A 15,335-nucleotide genomic window follows, 5' to 3' on the forward strand; every position below is an offset into this window, starting at 1 on the left:
ACCCCATCACTCCGTGCGCTCGGCAGTGAAGGTGAGCTCGAAGCTCAGATCCGGCGACTTTCGGTACCCGACGTGCGCCGAGGCCGCCACCACGTTCTCGCCCTCTACCAGGAGGGCGGACGGCACCTCGAAGGTCACCGGGTCGGCAGCTGCGTCCGCCGTCGAGGGCCGCGCCGTTGCCGTCGAGCGGGCATCGACCGTGCCTGGAGCCATATTGGCCCGGCCCACCTCCACCCCGTTGACGAACACCACGACACCGTCGTCGGCCCATGTGGTGACGACCCCGTTCACCACCGTTGTGGGATCCTGCACCTCGAAGGTGTGCCGGAACTGCGCGCTCAACGGTTGCGGCGAGATCGACTCGGGCATGATGTCCGTCGCCACCAACGACGAACCATGCCCCAACGGAGCAGGCCCCAGGGCCCAGAGGTCGTCGTCGAAGCCCACTGAGGTCCAGTCATCCAACCACGCCTCGTTGTCGAACTTCCACGCCCAGTCGGCACCCTCGGCCACGAACTCGACCGGCGTGCCCACAGGGTCCGCCGGCACCGTGACCGTGACCGTGCCAGGCGCAGACAACACACCCGCCGCACTCACAGCGACCACCGCGTAGTCGTACTCCGTGCCGGCCACCACGTCCGTGTCCGTCCACGACAGCTCCGAACCCGGCACCGTCGCCACCGCCCCCCCGTCCCGGGAGATCCGGTACTCCGCGACCTCCACCTCCGGGTCAGCCGACCACGACAGCACCACCTGACCACTAGACGCATCCGCCGACACCGACGGCGCCACCGGCTCCGGGTCCGGCTCCGCCGGCACCGTGACCGTGACCGTGCCAGGCGCAGACAACACACCCGCCGCACTCACAGCGACCACCGCGTAGTCGTACTCCGTGCCGGCCACCACGTCGCCTCCACCTCCGGGTCAGCCGACCACGACAGCACCACCTGACCACTAGACGCATCCGCCGACACCGACGGCGCCACCGGCTCCGGGTCCGGCTCCGCCGGTTCGCCGCGCTCGGCGGTGAAGGTGAGCTCGAAGGTCAGGCTCGGCGTGCTGCGGTAGTTGGCATGGGTCGAGGCAGCCACCACGTTGGTGCCCTCGACCAACAAGGACGACGGCACCTCGAAGGTCACCGGGTTGGCAGCAGCGTTCGCGGCGCTGGGCGCCGCCGTCGCGTAGGAGCCTGCCGACAGCGTGCCGGTGCCCATGTTGGCCCGACCCACCTCCACGCCGTTGACGAACACCACCACACCGTCATCGGCCCGCGTGGTGATCACCCCGCCGACGACAGTGGTCGGATCCGTCACCTCGAACGCGTGGCGGAACTGCGCGTTCAGAGGCTGCGGCGAGATCGGATCAGGCATGATGTTCGTCACCACCAACGACGAGCCTCGGCCCAGCGGCGCCGGGCCCGAGTCCCATCCGGCGTCGTTGAAGTCCACCGACGCCCATCCTGCCGGCCATGGGTCGTTGTCATAAACCCACGACCAGTCCGAACCCGCCGAGATGAACGTCAAGAGCTCTTCCGGTGGTGGACCCACCACGTGGACCTCTGTGCTCGCCGACCTGTTCCCGGCGGCGTCCACGGCACGGACGAAGTAGCGTCCTTCGCGGAACGGCGCCACGACCGACAGTGAACTCGTGGAGGCGACCACGCGGTCGTCGCGCAGGATCTCGTAGCGGGCGACACCGCGGTCGTCACTGCTTCCGTTCCAGGACAGGCGCAGGTCGGTGCCCTCCAGAGCGCTGGTCAGACCCGAGGGCCGTGTGGGCGCCGAGGTGTCCCGGGCCGGGAAGCGCATGAAGCCACCGGACCACTGGTTGATGAAGCTGCTGCCGCTGTTGACGCGGACGGACGAGACGAAGTCGCCGCCCACCCACATCGTGCCGGTGGAGTCGGTGAAGATCCCCCAGACCCCGAAGCCTCTGCGGCCGTTGACGACCGGTGAGAAGTCGGGGCGGAAGTCGCCGTTGGTGGTGTCGTAGGCGCCGATCTGACCGATCTTGTCGGCGTGTGTCCAGCTCGTGCCGACACTGGGCCAGGCGAAGGCGTTCTGGTAGTTCCAGTTGTCGCAGTGGCATCCCGCGTACATGATGTCGCCGTCCAGACTCATGTACTGGTAGTCACCACCAGCCTTGGTGATGTGCCCTTCCATCAAGGAGAAGTCGTCCCGGGCGTAACTGAACATGCTGTGCTCGGAGCCTGCGAGCCACACGCGGTCCCCACCCTCACCGACGGCCAGCTGCCACAGGTTGTTGTTGAGCGTGCGACTGAAGGTGGGCTGCCACAGGGGGCTGACCGGGGCTGCGCCTGTTTGCGTCGAGAGCGCAGCCGCGCTGACCGTTGCAACGTCACCGGCCTGCCGGAAGTAGCCGGAGTAGTAGGCACGTGATCCCGACTCGGAGGCGTCCAGGCCCACACTGGTGCCGTTCAGGACCGGGTTCCACCCGGAGTCGACCTGACCTGTCGCGTGACGGAGGCGTCCACCGTTCCAGGTAGCGGCATCGGACATATGGGTGAACGAGCCGGCGACGTACAGCCACTCGTCCTGGACGTCGAGGTTGCGCACTGTGGCGACTCCCCCCGTCGACCGGTTCTCCACGGTGACCTGGCTGCCGGACAGCTGACCGGTCGAGGGGTTCAGGAAAGCCAAGGAGGCCTGTGGCTGCCCGTTCACCGTGGAGAACTGACCGCCCACGGCCAGCCTCCCGTCCGGAAGTGCCTTCAGGGTCTTGACCTGGTTGTTCAGGGTTGGGGTGAACGTAGAGACGAACTGCCCTGTGTTGACGTCGAAGGCGGCGAGGTAGGGCCGCTCCACCCGGTCGAGCCCACTGGAGCTCCGCTCGACGTACCGGAAGTTGCCACCCACGAAGACCCGGTTGCCGACTTGGGCGAACGCCTGCACCTCACTGTCCAGCTCGCCGGCGTTGCCGTTGGCGAGCCCACTCACCCCCCACACTGTCGCCAGCGACTCGGACTCGGCCAGCGGGCTCTGTTCCTGGACAGGGGTGCCCGCGTCCGGGATGGCTGGGAGATCCAGCTCCGCCAGGGTCACTCTCGGCCGGAGGTAGACCTGGGTGAAGGGCCGGGCGTTGCCCTGTCCGGTGGTGTTGCTCCACAGGTAGGAGCTGGACGAGTTCGTGCCTGTCACGTTGCCGCCGTAGGAGAACCCCCAGACCCAGCCTTGGTTCTGCGGGAACGTGGTGGTGACTCGTCGGTAGGCGTTGTCGCTGCCGAAGTTGACCGTCTGGCCGCCGCTGCCGCTCACACCGTCGAAGCTGTACGACGTGACGGGACGCTCCGCCGGGAAGGTCCATGCCCATCCCTCCCAGCGGTCCACCTGGAACCGCGCCTCCTGCCACGCTGTGCCGGAGGTGTTCGTCGCGCGCCGCAGCCTGATGCCGTCCGTGAGGGCGTCCACCCGCTGACCGTTCAGCAGCCCGTCGATGGTCTTCGCCTCCAGCTGTGCTGGCGCGAAGGCCTCAGGTCCCGTGATGGGGGAGGACACCAGTGCCGGACGCAAACCCTGGTAGTAATCCTTCCATCCTTGGCGTCCGCGACCGACCAGCACCCAGCCCCCGCCGTCGGTCGTCATGTCGCAGTGGAACTGCTGAGGGTTCTGGAGTGTTGGGGTGACCAGCCAGTACAGCCCGTCGGGCGAGTCCGGGTGGTTCTGCTTCACCTCCCAGCACGAGCCTGCTGCCGTGAAGGACGACAGCCCGTCCGACAAAGGGTCCTCGGCCTGACCCTGGGCTGCGGGCACCGAGGTCAGACCCAGCGCTAGCAGCAGGACAAGGACGAGGGAGAGACGAAGCGTGCGGACGGAGCGTGCGCACGCGCTGGGCGAAAGTGTCACGGTTCACCTTCTGGCAGGGCTGGGATGGATCAGGTCACGGGAGGTAGTTCTGTTCAGTTCTCGAGAGTCGGGTCACAGTCACGGGAGATTCATCAGGTCACGGGTCGGAGCACGTCGAAGACGCGGGTATGTCGTGGGTGGTGACCCTCCATCGACCGTCCTCGAACTCGGCTCCGTAGACATGGAGCACCGGGTGGTCGGGTTGGTACATCAGGTCACCCATCGACTGTCCGGAAGCATCGAGGACGTCGATGTCGGAGGTGTCGAGGCACACGTTCAGCACGAGCCGGGGAGGATCCGCCTCCAGGTCGACCTCGGTGGCCTCCACGGAGACGACGTGTGCTTCGCCGACCTGCGTCATACCGTCGTGCGAGCGCTCGAGCGCCATCGCCTCCAGCTCACCTCTGACCCATCCATCTGCGATGAGCTCGAGGCCCTCCACTCCCCCGTCGGCCCGCTGGAGAATCTCGTTCTGCGCATCGACCAGCACCGTGACCACCTCGCTCACGTCCTCGACCGACTCCGGCTCGTCACCGAGCTGCCCCCTGTCAGGTGCGTCGATGTCCAGCGGCTCGGGCTCCGTTACTTCGGCGTCCTCCTGCTGGCGTCTCTGGGCCTGCTCCGCGTTCGTCACGTCGGGGTCGGGCCCCTGGGTCAGGTCCGCCGGTGCCGGATCCGGCGTACTGGCCGCCTCAGAGCCCGGATCCGGGGTGGGCGTCGACTGTGCCTGTGCGACGGAAGGTGGTGGTGGGTCCCCCCCTTCGGCGGTGGACGGAGAGGACTGCGAGATGAGGTACCAGGCGGCCGCGATCCCCACCAGTGCCACCAACAGCACCAGAGCGGTGGCTCGCCACGGCCTGGTCATCAGGGCGTCCTGTGGTCGCGCTGACGATCGGGAAGGGTGACGCGCGCACGTGGAGTGTGCATCCCCTTTGCCCCCTTTTGGTAAAGAGTTGGCAAACTTCTTAAGAAGAGTACCCATGCGACTACCTCTTGGATAGAGGTTGCCTGCGACGAACCCTGCGACGATCGTCCTCGCGCTACAGCGCGCGCAACCTATAGGCCAGGTATGGCATCCGTCAGCCAGAGGTCAAGTCCTCGCAAAATCTTCGTCTTCCCAGGTCAAGTGGCCTAGGAGCGGCGGCCGGCAACCGCATACTGACCCTGCCACCAGACAGGAGCACGTATGCATCGATCACTCTTGGCCATCGCTGTCAGCCTCCCCCTGGCACTCACGACAGCCCCCGCCAACCCCACTGTCAGCGCCCCTGGCGCCTTTGCAGCCCGGCCGGTCGCCTCCTCGACAGCGACGGCTTCCATCGATCCCGTCACGAGCCTTCGCCTCGAAGGCCGCAACCGGTTCGCGACCGCTGCGGCCGTGGCGGCCCACTTCCGCGAGCGACCCGAAGTCGTCTTCGTAGGAAGCAGCGACTCACCGGCCGACGTCCTGCTCGCGTCGGCACGAGGGGCGTCCATCGGTGCCCCGGTGCTGCTGGTCCGCCGCAACATGGTGCCGAAGGACACCACCGAGGCACTGTCCGTGCTCCGACCGCGTGAGGTCGTGGTCATGGGTGGCGAGGCCTCCGTGGACGACAAGGTCCTCCGCCAGCTGCAGTCCCACGCCGGCGAGGTGCGCCGGATCAGCGGCCCCGACAGGTATGCGGTGTCCGCGGCGGTGGCCGCCGAGTACTCGGCTCGGGGCCAGCGCGTCTACCTCACCAGCGGCGAGGCCTTTGCTGACGCGCTGACGGCGGGGTCCCTGGCCGGCAGCCAGGGCGTGCCGATGCTGGTGACCCGCGGCGACCGTCTGGACAGCAGGATCGCCGAGCAGCTGAAGCGCCTCGAGCCCTCGGAGGTCGTCGTCGTCGGCGGCACGGATGTCGTCTCGGACGAGGTGGCCGCAGAGGCTGCCTCCTACGCCGCCGCGAAGGCACCCGTCCGCGTTGCGGGCGCGGACAGGTACGCGACTGCTGCCGCCGTGGCCGAGCGTTACGACATCCGCAGCGACGACGTCTATGTCGCATCCGGTGCAGGCACGGATGACGCCCTGGTCGCCGCGGCAGTGTCCGGCTTCCACGACTCACCCCTGCTGCTCACCGAGCCGACGAGCGTCCCCGACCCCATCAGCGAGGCGCTCGGTGACCTGGGGCCGACCACGCTGTACGTCGTGGGTGGGCCGGCGGCCATCTCGGACGCAACGGTGGGAGAGCTCACGGATGCGGCCAGACCTCCGGCACCCGAGCCCACCCCGGACCCCGAACCCGAGCCCACCCCGGACCCCGAACCCGAGCCCACCCCGGACCCCGAACCCGAGCCCACCCCGGACCCCGAACCCGAGCCCACCCCGGAGGACGGTTATGTAGACGGCTGGGGCTACCCCACCTGGCAGGACGAGTTCAGCACCGACGGTGCGCCAGACCCGGCGTCCTGGAACGTCCGCGACCGTTCGACGTTCGGTCTGCTCAACGACGCCACGATCATCCGCTCGTCGCAGACCCGCGTCGAGGACGGCAAGGTCGTCATCCGGGGCGAGTGGATGCCGGAGAGCGAATGGCAGTACACCTCTACCGGCCCGCAGGGCAACCCGACCCTCCGCGCGATGAAGACGGGCTACCTGGAGCACCGTCTCAGCTCCGGGTCGGACACCATCTACTCGCAGCGGTGGGGCATGTGGCAGTACAGGGTCAAGATGCCCATGAAACCGGACAGCTCGCTCGGCACGCTGGGCGCTGTGTGGCTGCGGAACGCCAAGAGCGGCGAGATCGACCTCACCGAGGGGTGGGGCTCAGGCCCGAAGGCAGCTGCCAAGGAAGGCTGGTACCCGGCCCAGCCGAAACCCAACGCCGGCAAGACGGCGTTCACGGTCCACTCGAACACGATGGGTGGAGGCACCAAGGAGGCGTGGACACAGCCTGACCCGGTCTACGACGAGTGGGTGGAGTACCGCTTCGTCTACACGCCGGACGAGTTCTCCTTCTACCGCAAGCGAGAAGGAGAGACCCAGTGGGTGGAGCAGTTCCATCTCACCCCGACCTCCTGGCGCATGCTGCCTGGCACGCTGGCCGGCCCGACGCCGACCACCCAGGACCACTTCGCCAAGCTGTGGACCGACACCGCCGCGTACGACTCTCCGTGGCACGTCCGCATGAACCTGCACATCGGCCCGTCCACGAAGTACTGGGGGGTCCCTGACCCGGCCAGCCCGCAGTGGACGGACAACCCGGTCATGGAGGTCGACTACGTCCGCATCTACGAGCACACGCCGTAGCAGCGACGACCGACGAGGTCGGCCCTCGCCCCGACCGGGGTGGGGGCCGACCTCGTGTCTGTCGCACCGCGCCATACCCAAAGACGTCACTGTCAGATACGTTGGATTCGTTCTTTACCTGTTCTTTACCTCACGGAGAGGTGCACAGGATGGCCGAGACCCCTGACAGCGTGGGTGACGAAGCCGCGAGCGCCCCCGCTCGCCGTGGACGCGTGGGCTACGTTCCCGGCGTCTTCGACATGTTTCACATCGGGCATCTCAACATCCTCCGGCAGGCCCGCCTGCACTGCGACCACCTGGTCGCCGGGGTGGTCTCGGACGAGAACGCGCTGGCCGTCAAGGGCCGTCTTCCTGTCGTCCCCCTCGTCGAGCGCATCGAGATCCTCAGCCACTGCACGCTCGTCGACGAGGTCGTGGCCGAGGTCGTCTCCCACAAGCTGCAGCAGTGGGAGCGGGTGCGCTTCGACGTCATCTTCAAGGGCGACGACTGGCGCAGCACCCCGAAGGGCGACCAGCTGGAGCGTGACCTCGCGACGGTCGGGGTCGAGGTCGTCTACTTCCCCTACACCATCAACACCTCGAGCACGCTGCTCCGAGACGCTCTGGAGCAGGGACAAGCCTCCTAGCTGGCTGACATCACACCTAGCCTGGCCTGCCTGGCTCAACCAGCACCAGCGCGACGCTCAGGCGTTGCTGCCGAGCAGGTTGCGCTGGTCGCGCTTCCACAGCCCGACCAGGCCGCGGAAGTGCGCGACGAACTGGTCGTGCTCGTGCGCCGGATAGGTCGCCTTCACGGTCCGGACGAGCAGGTCGTCGAAGCGTGGCGAGGACACCCACTCCAGCACCGCCTCGGGCAGGTGCGACAGGTGCTCCTCACACCACTGCCAGTAGCGGTCGGTCTCGAAGTGCGTGTCCGCCAGCTCGCGGTAGCGGTGCATCTTGTCGTCGTAGGACAGCGACGGGTCGTCGGCGATGTCGAAGTAGCGCCGCGTCTGCAGGTCGACGGTCGACTGCCGCTGGGTGACCAGGCAGTAGGTCGACCAGCGCACCAGCGCGGTGATGGCCCACGGGAAGTAGTAGTGCAGCGAGGTGAGGGCGACGTCCGGGCAGGCGTTGGCGTAGTCGATCGGGTGCACCTCGTTGCCCGCGACCAGCATCTCGGCGGAGTTGAACTCCCAGCCGAAGAAGGCGTTGACGACCTTGCTCACCGTCTCGGCCTCCCAGCCCGCCTGGGCGGAGAGGAAGTTGTGCGTCACGGCATACCGGTTGTGCATCGGCTCGCCCGGGCGGAAGTCCATGACCATCGTCTCCGGGCCGATCGACAGCGCCCGCGCGAAGTAGTCGTAGTCGACCGTGGCCTGCAGGTGCATGAGCATCTCGCCGGACTCGTCGTAGGACCGGTGCAGGTCGTCGCGGTTCTCGATGCGCGAGACGCCGCGCCAGCCGCCTCCGTCGAAGGGCTTCATGTAGAGCGGGTAGCCCAGGTCGTCGGCGATGAGGTCGAGGTCGAAGGAGTCGTTGTACTTCGAGGCGGTGTAGGACCAGCGCACGTTGTCGACCGGGTTCTTGTAGGGCACGAGCACGGTGCGCGGCACCTTGAGACCCAGCCGGATCATCGCGCAGTAGGCGCTGTGCTTCTCCATCGCCTGGAACGTGAACGGGCTGTTGAGCAGGTAGGTGTCGTGGGTGAGCGCGGCCTTCTTCAGCCACTCCCTGGGGTGGTAGTACCAGTACCCCAGCCGGTCGATGACCAGGCCCGGGCGCACCGGGTCGGTCAGGTCGAAGGGGTGGATGCGCAGCCGCTCGCTGGTCATCTCGTAGGTCGTGTCCCCCGACCTGACCGGCCCCACCATCGACAGGATCTGCTCGAAGGCCTGTGGCCAGTCCTCCTCGGCACCGAGCAGGAGTCCGATCAGGGGCGCGCGCGACGTTGCCATGTCCTCAACCTATCTGTCAGCGGAGGGTCCGGGGAGGGGTCCCTCAGCAGAAGCGGGGCAGGTGGTGTGCGATCTGCTTGCGCCACCACGGCCAGTCGTGGGCGGAGTCGAAGCCCCACACGTCGAGCTCGTGCGGGATGCTCTTCTCTGCCAGCACCTGCGCCATCAGGTGCGCGCCGGGCAGCGACCGGGTCGGGGACACCTCGAAGGCGCCCTGTCCCACGACCAGCACGATGTTGGCGTGGTCGCGCACCCACTGCAGGTGCTCGCCGTGCATGTTGGCGACGTATGCCGTGGGGTTGGCGAAGTAGGTCGCCTCGCCGAGCTCGCCCCAGCTGTGCCAGGAGCTCGGGTCGAAGTTGCCGGACAGCGAGATGCCGACCCCGAAGATGTCGGGTCGCTTGAGGGCGAAGTTGACGGCGTGGTAGCCGCCCATGCTGCAGCCGGTCGTGATGATGCTGCGGTGCCCGGGTGAGTCGTGGTCGATGGTCGGCACGACGTGGTTGTGGATCCACGCCTCGTAGGCGCCGTGCCGGCGGGCCCGCTCCTCGGTCGGCAGCTCGTTGTGCGACCACGACAGCTGGTCGAAGGAGTCGACGGCATACAGCTTGATGCGGCCGTCGTCGATGAGCCAGCGGATGGCGTCGACCATGCCGTTGTTCTCGTAGTCCCAGGCACGCCCGGCCTCCGAGGGGAAGGCGAGGACCGGCCGGCCGTAGTGCCCGTAGCGGATCACGGTGCCGGGCCGGTGCAGCCCCTCGCCCGGGATCTCGACCTGCTCGCGTTCCATCCAGCCCTCGTTCCCACGTCAGCACGCCTCGGTTGTTGCGGGACAACAGTGCCACACCGCCGGCGCCCGCGACACGGCGTGCACCGGGCTCGTAGGGTAGACAAGGACCGCGCTCGGGGAGGACATCGCTCATGCAGACGACGCTGCTGTGGACCGCCGTCGCTCTGCTCGCGGTCGGGGTCGGTTTGACCCAGACCGCCGCGCGAGGTCCGGCGGGCCCGCGCCGGCGGAGGCAGCTCGTCGCGGGAGGGGCGCTCTTCCTGGTCGCCGGGGTCGTCCTGCTGGTCGCTGCCGTCCTGTAGCCCGTTCGTCCGGCCGGGACGCGGGCCGTATCGACTTTCGACCCATCGGCAGGACGGTCGGGCCGCTGCTCGGGGGTGCCGCAGTGAATCGTCCCGTGGGTCCGGACCGCACACCGCATACCGTTGTCGACCAGCGGTTTCGGCGTCGGTGAGGGCTGCCGGACTGCTCCATACTTCATCAGGTGGCACTGCGCATCGGGATCTTCGGACGAGGCCGTCTCGGCTCCCTCGTCGAGGCCGCCGTGCGCCGTGACGCCGACCTCGAGCTCGTGTGGGCGCTGGGTCGCGACGAGCAGCCGTCCGGCGAGGTCGACGTCGCCGTCGACGTCACCCACGCCGACGCGGTCGGGCCGCACCTCGCGTGGGCCCGCGACACCGGCACCGACCTCGTCATCGGCACCACCGGGTGGTCCACGGACCTCCTGGGCACCGTCACGGACACGGACGACAGCGGCATCGGCGTGCTGGTGGCGCCCAACTTCTCGCTGTCGGTGGCGCTGATGCGCCGGCTGGCCACCGTCATCGGCGGGTATGCCGTGCACGCGCCGGAGCCGGTCGACCTCGCGGTCACTGACACGCACCACCGCGGCAAGGTCGACGCCCCCAGCGGCACCGCGGCCATGCTGCGCGACGCGCTCGCGCTGGCCTCGGGCCGGGCGGCCGACGAGGTGCAGACGACCAGCCTGCGGATGGGCACGGTCGTCGGCCGGCACTCGGTGCTCTACGAGAGCGCCAGCGAGTCGCTGGTGATCACGCACGAGGCGCATACCCGCGAGGTGTTCGCGGCCGGCGCGCTGGCCGCGGCGCGCTGGGTGCACGGCCGGCCCGGCACGCACACCGTCGACGACTGGGCGCACGACCAGCTGCACCACCTGTTCAGCGGTGAGACACCGCATCCCTGAGACCACCCACCAGACCACCACTGCGCAGACCTGCGCCGACCCCAGAAGGAGGGACCATGAACGGTGACCAGTTCACCGGCCTGGGCGTGGCACTCGCCACGCCGTTCGACACGGGCATGACGGCGGGAGAGGCCGGCGCGGTCAAGCCCTCCCCACGGCGTCAGCCCCGGGTCGACCTGGCTGCCTACCGCCGCCTCGTGCACCACGTCATCGCTGGAGGCGCCGACTACGTCGTCGTGCTCGGCTCCACCGGCGAGGCCGCCACCGTCACCGACGACGAGCGTGCCGCGCTGACCGCGGTGGCCGTCGAGGCGGCCGCCCCCACCTCGACCCCGGTCGTCGTCGGGGTCGGACACCACGACACCGAGCGCACCTGCGACCTCGCCGAGGCCGCCGTGGCCGCGGGTGCCGACGGGCTGCTCGTGGTGACCCCTTACTACAACAAGCCGCAGCCCTCGGGCCTGGTCGCGCACTACCGCGCGGTCGCCGACGCCTGCCCCGGCACCCCGGTCATCGCCTACAACGTGCCCGGCCGCACCGGCTGTAACCTCACGCCCGGCACCATGCAGCGACTGTGGGGCATCCCGGAGGTCGTGGCCCTCAAGGAGTCCTCCGGTGACCTGCGGCAGCTGGCGGCGCTGTGCCACGACGCGCCCTGGGGCTGCCACGTCATCGCCGGCGACGACGACCTCGCGCTGCCGGCCATCGCCGTCGGCGCCCAGGGCCTCATCTCCGTGTGCGGCAACGTCGCACCGGCACGCACCGCCGAGCTCGTGCACTCCGCCCTGGTCGGTGACCTCACCGGTGCCCGGGCCCTGGCCCGCCGGCTCGCCCCGCTGATGGAGGCGATGTTCGTCGAGACCAACCCGGTGCCCGTCAAGGCTGCGCTGGCGTGCATGGGCATCGGCACCGGCATGGTGCGCGCTCCCCTGGCTCCCGCCGAGCCGGAGACCTGGAGCCGCGTGCAGGCCGCGCTCTCGGGGCTCGGGGTGGCCCGGGTGCCGGCCACCTTCGGGGCCACGACGCCCGGTGCCGCCGTGCTCGGTGCTGCAACGTGAGCGAGCGGCTCCGCGCGTTCTTCGACCGGCCGGTCGCCGAGGCGGCCTCCTCCCCCGACGCCACGGCCTTCGTGGAGGAGCTGCTGGCGGCCCTGGAGTCCGGTGAGGTGCGCGCGGCCACCCGGGACGACGACGGCACCTGGCAGGTGCACGGCTGGGTCAAGCACGGCATCCTCACGGCCTTCCGGGTCAGCGACCTCGTCGAGATGCCCGGTGGCGTCGACAAGTCGCTGGTGCCGGCCCGCACCTGGTCGGTCGCCGACGGCGTGCGCGTCGTGCCCGGCGGGTCGGCGGTGCGCCGCGGCGCCCACGTCGCCCGCGGGGTCGTCGTGATGCCGCCGAGCTATGTCAACATCGGCGGCTGGGTCGGCGCGGACTCGATGGTCGACAGCCACGTGCTCGTCGGCTCCTGCGCCCAGGTGGGCTCCGGGGTGCACCTGAGCGCGGCCGTGCAGCTCGGCGGGGTGCTCGAGCCGATCGGGGCCCGGCCGGTCGTCGTCGAGGACGACGCCTTCGTCGGCGCCCAGTGCGGGCTCTACGAGGGGGTCGTCGTGCGATCCGGCGCCGTGCTGGCCCCCGGGGTGCTGCTGACGTCGTCGACCGTGCTGCACGACCTGGTGCACGGACGCACCGTGACCGGCGAGGTGCCCGAGGGTGCCGTCGTCGTGCCCGGCAGCCGCCCGGCCCGCGGCGGGTACGCCGAGACCCACGGGCTCTCGCTCTACGCCCCCGTCATCGTGAAGTACCGCGACGCCGGCACCGACGCCGCCACCCTGCTCGAGGACGCGCTGCGATGACCGTCGCCGCACGGGTGGCAGGTCTGCGGACCTCGCCCATCCGCAGCATCGCGCTGGGCGCGCCCGAGGGCGCGGTGTCGCTGGCGCTCGGTGAGCCCGGGTGGCCGGTGCCCGAGGTGGCCCGCACGGCCCTGGCGGCCTGGGCGCAGGAGTCGACGACGTGCGCCTACGGCCCCAACGAGGGGCTCCCCGAGCTGGTGTCCGCCGTCGCCGCGCGCCACGGTGTCGGGGCGCCGGAGGTGATGGTCACCGCCGGCAGCCAGGCCGCGCTGTATGCGGTGTTCCAGGCGCACGTGCCGGCGGGCTCGCGGGTGCTGGTGCCCGACCCCGGATTCGTCGCCTACCCGACCCTGGCGACGCTCGCGGGCGCCCACGCCACGGCATACCGGCTGGGTGCCGGCGGCGCCCTGGACCCCGAGGCGGTCACCGCCCTGCTGACCGAGCACGACGACGTCTCGCTGGTGGTGCTCAACCACCCCGGCAACCCGACCGGCGGGGGCGCCACGGCGCAGGCGCTCGCCGCGGTGGCGCAGGCCTGCGAGCGCCGCGGTGTCGTGCTGGTCTCCGACGAGGTCTACCGCGAGCTGCACCGGGGCACCCCCCAGCCGTCGCTGCGCGCGGTGACCACGGCGGGGCTGGTGCTGGAGTCGGTGAGCAAGGCCTGGGCCGCCCCCGGCCTGCGGGTCGGCTGGGCGGTCGGGCCCGCCGCGCTGCTGGGACCTGCCCGGCTGGTGCACAACGCCATGACCACCGCTCCGGCGCGGCCCTCGCAGGTGGCCGCTGCGGCGCTGCTGCGCGCGTCGGCGACGGTGCTGGAGCACTCGCGTGCCGAGGTGCAGCGCCGCTGGGCCCTGCTCGACGGCGGGCCGTGGCCGGCCGGAGTGGCCGCGGGCGGCTTCTACCTGTGGGCGCCCCTGCCCGGCTGGGCCGGGGAGGACGACACGGCCTTCGTCTGCCGGGTGCGCGACGAGGCCGGCGTGGTGCTGGTGCCCGGCTCGGCGTTCGGCGACGCCGGGCGCGGGCACGTGCGGGTCAGCCTGGGCGGCGACCCGGAGCAGCTGACCGAAGGACTGGCGCGGCTCGCGCCCTGGTGGGAGGGACCGTGTTGACCAAGGCCCAGGAAGACCTGTTCACCTTCACCGAGGAGGACATGGCGGCTGCCGCGGCGCGCTACGCGACCCCGTGCTTCGTCTACTCCCTCGACCTGGCCCGCTCGCGCTGGCGGATGCTGCGCCAGGCGCTGCCGGGCCGGGTGCGGCTGGCGTATGCCGTGAAGTCGAACCCCGGCGCCCCGCTGCTGGAGACCTTCGCCGCGGAGGGCGCGTGGTTCGACTGCGCGTCGGCGGGCGAGATCTCCGCGGTGCTGGCCGCCGGCGGCACCGGCAGCGGCATGGTCGTCGCCGGCCCCGCCAAGACCCACCGCGACCTGCAGGCCGCGCTGTATGCCGGGGCGCGGGTGCAGGTCGACGGCATCGAGGACGTCGAGCGCCTCCAGGAGCTGCACACCGGAGAGGCACCGCTGCGGGTGAGCGTGCGCGTGCACCCGGCGTCGGGGGTGAGCGAGTCGGCCTCCATCATCGGCGGCGCGGGGCCCTCGGCGTTCGGCGTCGACGAGGAGGACCTGGGTGCCTTCCTCGCTGCGGCACGGCACCACGACCGGGTGGCCGTCACCGGGCTGCAGGTCTTCTCCGCCAGCAACGAGCTCGACCCCGGCAGGCTGCTGGCCAACCACCGCACGGCGCTGCGCATCGGGCAGGCCATGCACGAGGAGCACGGCATCGAGCTGGAGCTCGTCGACGTCGGCGGCGGGCTGGGCATCCGGTATGCCGCGTCGGAGCCGAGCCTGGACATCTGGGCTCTCGGTGCCGGCATGGGGCGGCTGCTGGAGGAGCACCCGTGGTTCACCGGCGAGCTGCTTCTCGAGCCGGGCCGCTGGCTGTCGGGACCGTGCGGGGTCTACCTGACCCGGGTGGTGCGGGTGAAGCAGAGCCGGGGCGTGCGCTTCGCCATGCTGGAGGGCGGCATCAACCACCTGCTGCGGCCCCTGCTGACCGGCCAGTCCTTCCCGGTCACCGCACCCGGGCGCTCCGGTGAGCTCACGGCATACACCCTGGCGGGGCCGCTGTGCACCTCGCTGGACCGGCTCGGCACCGGTGAGCTGCCGGTGGACCTGCAGGGCGGCGACGTCGTCGCCTTCGGGCAGACCGGCGCCTATGCCTCGACACAGGCGATGTCGCACTTCCTCTCCCACCCCGAGCCCGCCCAGCACTGGCTTTGCTAGGGAGATTGCACCCGAAAAGCCCGGTTGCCAGGGAGACTGCGCCCCCGACCCACCCGTTGCCAGGGAGACTGCGCCCCCGACCCACCCGTTGCCAGGGAGACTGCGCCCCCGACCCATCCGTTGCTAGGGGCTCTGCA

General features: G+C 70.1%; 13 protein-coding genes. 8 read left to right on the plus strand and 5 right to left on the minus strand.

What is annotated here, in order from left to right; translation table 11 throughout:
• Positions 1-6 precede the first annotated feature (6 nt).
• From LVO85_RS04025 to LVO85_RS04035, 3 genes are all read right to left on the minus strand, one after another.
• Positions 7-906 (minus strand): fibronectin type III domain-containing protein, encoded by a 900-nt coding sequence (locus tag LVO85_RS04025; RefSeq protein ID WP_408637668.1) that lies wholly within the window; start codon positions 904-906, stop codon positions 7-9.
• Positions 864-3,863 (minus strand): fibrinogen-like YCDxxxxGGGW domain-containing protein, encoded by a 3,000-nt coding sequence (locus LVO85_RS04030; protein WP_232746197.1) that lies wholly within the window; start codon positions 3,861-3,863, stop codon positions 864-866. Before LVO85_RS04030 ends, LVO85_RS04025 begins: the two co-directional genes overlap by 43 nt.
• Positions 3,864-3,960: 97 nt before the next feature.
• The gene (locus LVO85_RS04035; RefSeq protein WP_232746097.1) at positions 3,961-4,497 is read right to left on the minus strand and encodes a hypothetical protein; all 537 of its coding nucleotides are present in this window, start codon (positions 4,495-4,497) and stop codon (positions 3,961-3,963) included.
• Between the two features lie 552 nt (positions 4,498-5,049).
• Here LVO85_RS04035 and LVO85_RS04040 point away from each other — a divergent pair.
• Both LVO85_RS04040 and LVO85_RS04045 read left to right on the plus strand, forming a co-directional pair.
• Complete coding sequence (locus LVO85_RS04040) at positions 5,050-7,131, plus strand: cell wall-binding repeat-containing protein (protein ID WP_269812839.1); 2,082 nt, start codon at positions 5,050-5,052, stop codon at positions 7,129-7,131.
• A 149-nt stretch (positions 7,132-7,280) separates the two neighbouring features.
• Positions 7,281-7,757 (plus strand): adenylyltransferase/cytidyltransferase family protein, encoded by a 477-nt coding sequence (locus LVO85_RS04045; protein ID WP_232746099.1) that lies wholly within the window; start codon positions 7,281-7,283, stop codon positions 7,755-7,757.
• Between the two features lie 57 nt (positions 7,758-7,814).
• Here the strand turns inward: LVO85_RS04045 and LVO85_RS04050 are convergent, their stop codons facing one another.
• A complete protein-coding gene (locus LVO85_RS04050) occupies positions 7,815-9,068 on the minus strand; it encodes an ATP-grasp domain-containing protein (protein ID WP_232746100.1) in 1,254 nt (417 codons plus the stop codon).
• A 43-nt stretch (positions 9,069-9,111) separates the two neighbouring features.
• A complete protein-coding gene (locus LVO85_RS04055) occupies positions 9,112-9,858 on the minus strand; it encodes an esterase family protein (protein ID WP_232746101.1) in 747 nt (248 codons plus the stop codon).
• Between the two features lie 131 nt (positions 9,859-9,989).
• On the opposite strand from LVO85_RS04055, the gene LVO85_RS04060 reads away from it, so the two are divergent.
• The 6 genes from LVO85_RS04060 (at position 9,990) to LVO85_RS04085 (ending at position 15,198) form a co-directional block, all read left to right on the plus strand.
• A complete protein-coding gene (locus LVO85_RS04060) occupies positions 9,990-10,160 on the plus strand; it encodes a hypothetical protein (RefSeq protein WP_232746102.1) in 171 nt (56 codons plus the stop codon).
• A 182-nt stretch (positions 10,161-10,342) separates the two neighbouring features.
• The gene (locus LVO85_RS04065) at positions 10,343-11,062 is read left to right on the plus strand and encodes a 4-hydroxy-tetrahydrodipicolinate reductase (protein ID WP_232746103.1); all 720 of its coding nucleotides are present in this window, start codon (positions 10,343-10,345) and stop codon (positions 11,060-11,062) included.
• A gap of 56 nt (positions 11,063-11,118) precedes the next feature.
• The gene (dapA, locus tag LVO85_RS04070; protein WP_232746104.1) at positions 11,119-12,120 is read left to right on the plus strand and encodes a 4-hydroxy-tetrahydrodipicolinate synthase; all 1,002 of its coding nucleotides are present in this window, start codon (positions 11,119-11,121) and stop codon (positions 12,118-12,120) included.
• A complete protein-coding gene (locus tag LVO85_RS04075; protein WP_232746105.1) occupies positions 12,117-12,917 on the plus strand; it encodes a 2,3,4,5-tetrahydropyridine-2,6-dicarboxylate N-succinyltransferase in 801 nt (266 codons plus the stop codon). The genes dapA and LVO85_RS04075 overlap by 4 nt, the downstream gene beginning before the upstream one ends.
• Positions 12,914-14,026: a pyridoxal phosphate-dependent aminotransferase gene (locus LVO85_RS04080; protein WP_232746106.1), complete on the plus strand. Its 1,113-nt coding sequence runs from the start codon at positions 12,914-12,916 to the stop codon at positions 14,024-14,026. Before LVO85_RS04075 ends, LVO85_RS04080 begins: the two co-directional genes overlap by 4 nt.
• A complete protein-coding gene (locus tag LVO85_RS04085) occupies positions 14,020-15,198 on the plus strand; it encodes an alanine racemase (protein ID WP_232746107.1) in 1,179 nt (392 codons plus the stop codon). Before LVO85_RS04080 ends, LVO85_RS04085 begins: the two co-directional genes overlap by 7 nt.
• The last annotated feature ends 137 nt before the right edge of the window (positions 15,199-15,335 follow it).

This window comes from Ornithinimicrobium sediminis (assembly GCF_021272345.1).
GTDB classification, from domain to species: Bacteria; Actinomycetota; Actinomycetes; order Actinomycetales; family Dermatophilaceae; genus Ornithinicoccus; species Ornithinicoccus sediminis_B.

Excerpts from the sequence above, each read along its gene's own strand:
- LVO85_RS04040 (WP_269812839.1), top strand. The coding sequence starts at position 5,050 with ATGCATCGATCACTCTTGGCCATCGCTGTCAGCCTCCCCCTGGCACTC.
- LVO85_RS04080 (WP_232746106.1), top strand. The coding sequence starts at position 12,914 with ATGACCGTCGCCGCACGGGTGGCAGGTCTGCGGACCTCGCCCATCCGC.
- dapA (WP_232746104.1), top strand. The coding sequence starts at position 11,119 with ATGAACGGTGACCAGTTCACCGGCCTGGGCGTGGCACTCGCCACGCCG.
- LVO85_RS04045 (WP_232746099.1), top strand. The coding sequence starts at position 7,281 with ATGGCCGAGACCCCTGACAGCGTGGGTGACGAAGCCGCGAGCGCCCCC.
- LVO85_RS04060 (WP_232746102.1), top strand. The coding sequence starts at position 9,990 with ATGCAGACGACGCTGCTGTGGACCGCCGTCGCTCTGCTCGCGGTCGGG.
- LVO85_RS04055 (WP_232746101.1), bottom strand. The coding sequence starts at position 9,858 with ATGGAACGCGAGCAGGTCGAGATCCCGGGCGAGGGGCTGCACCGGCCC.
- LVO85_RS04050 (WP_232746100.1), bottom strand. The coding sequence starts at position 9,068 with ATGGCAACGTCGCGCGCGCCCCTGATCGGACTCCTGCTCGGTGCCGAG.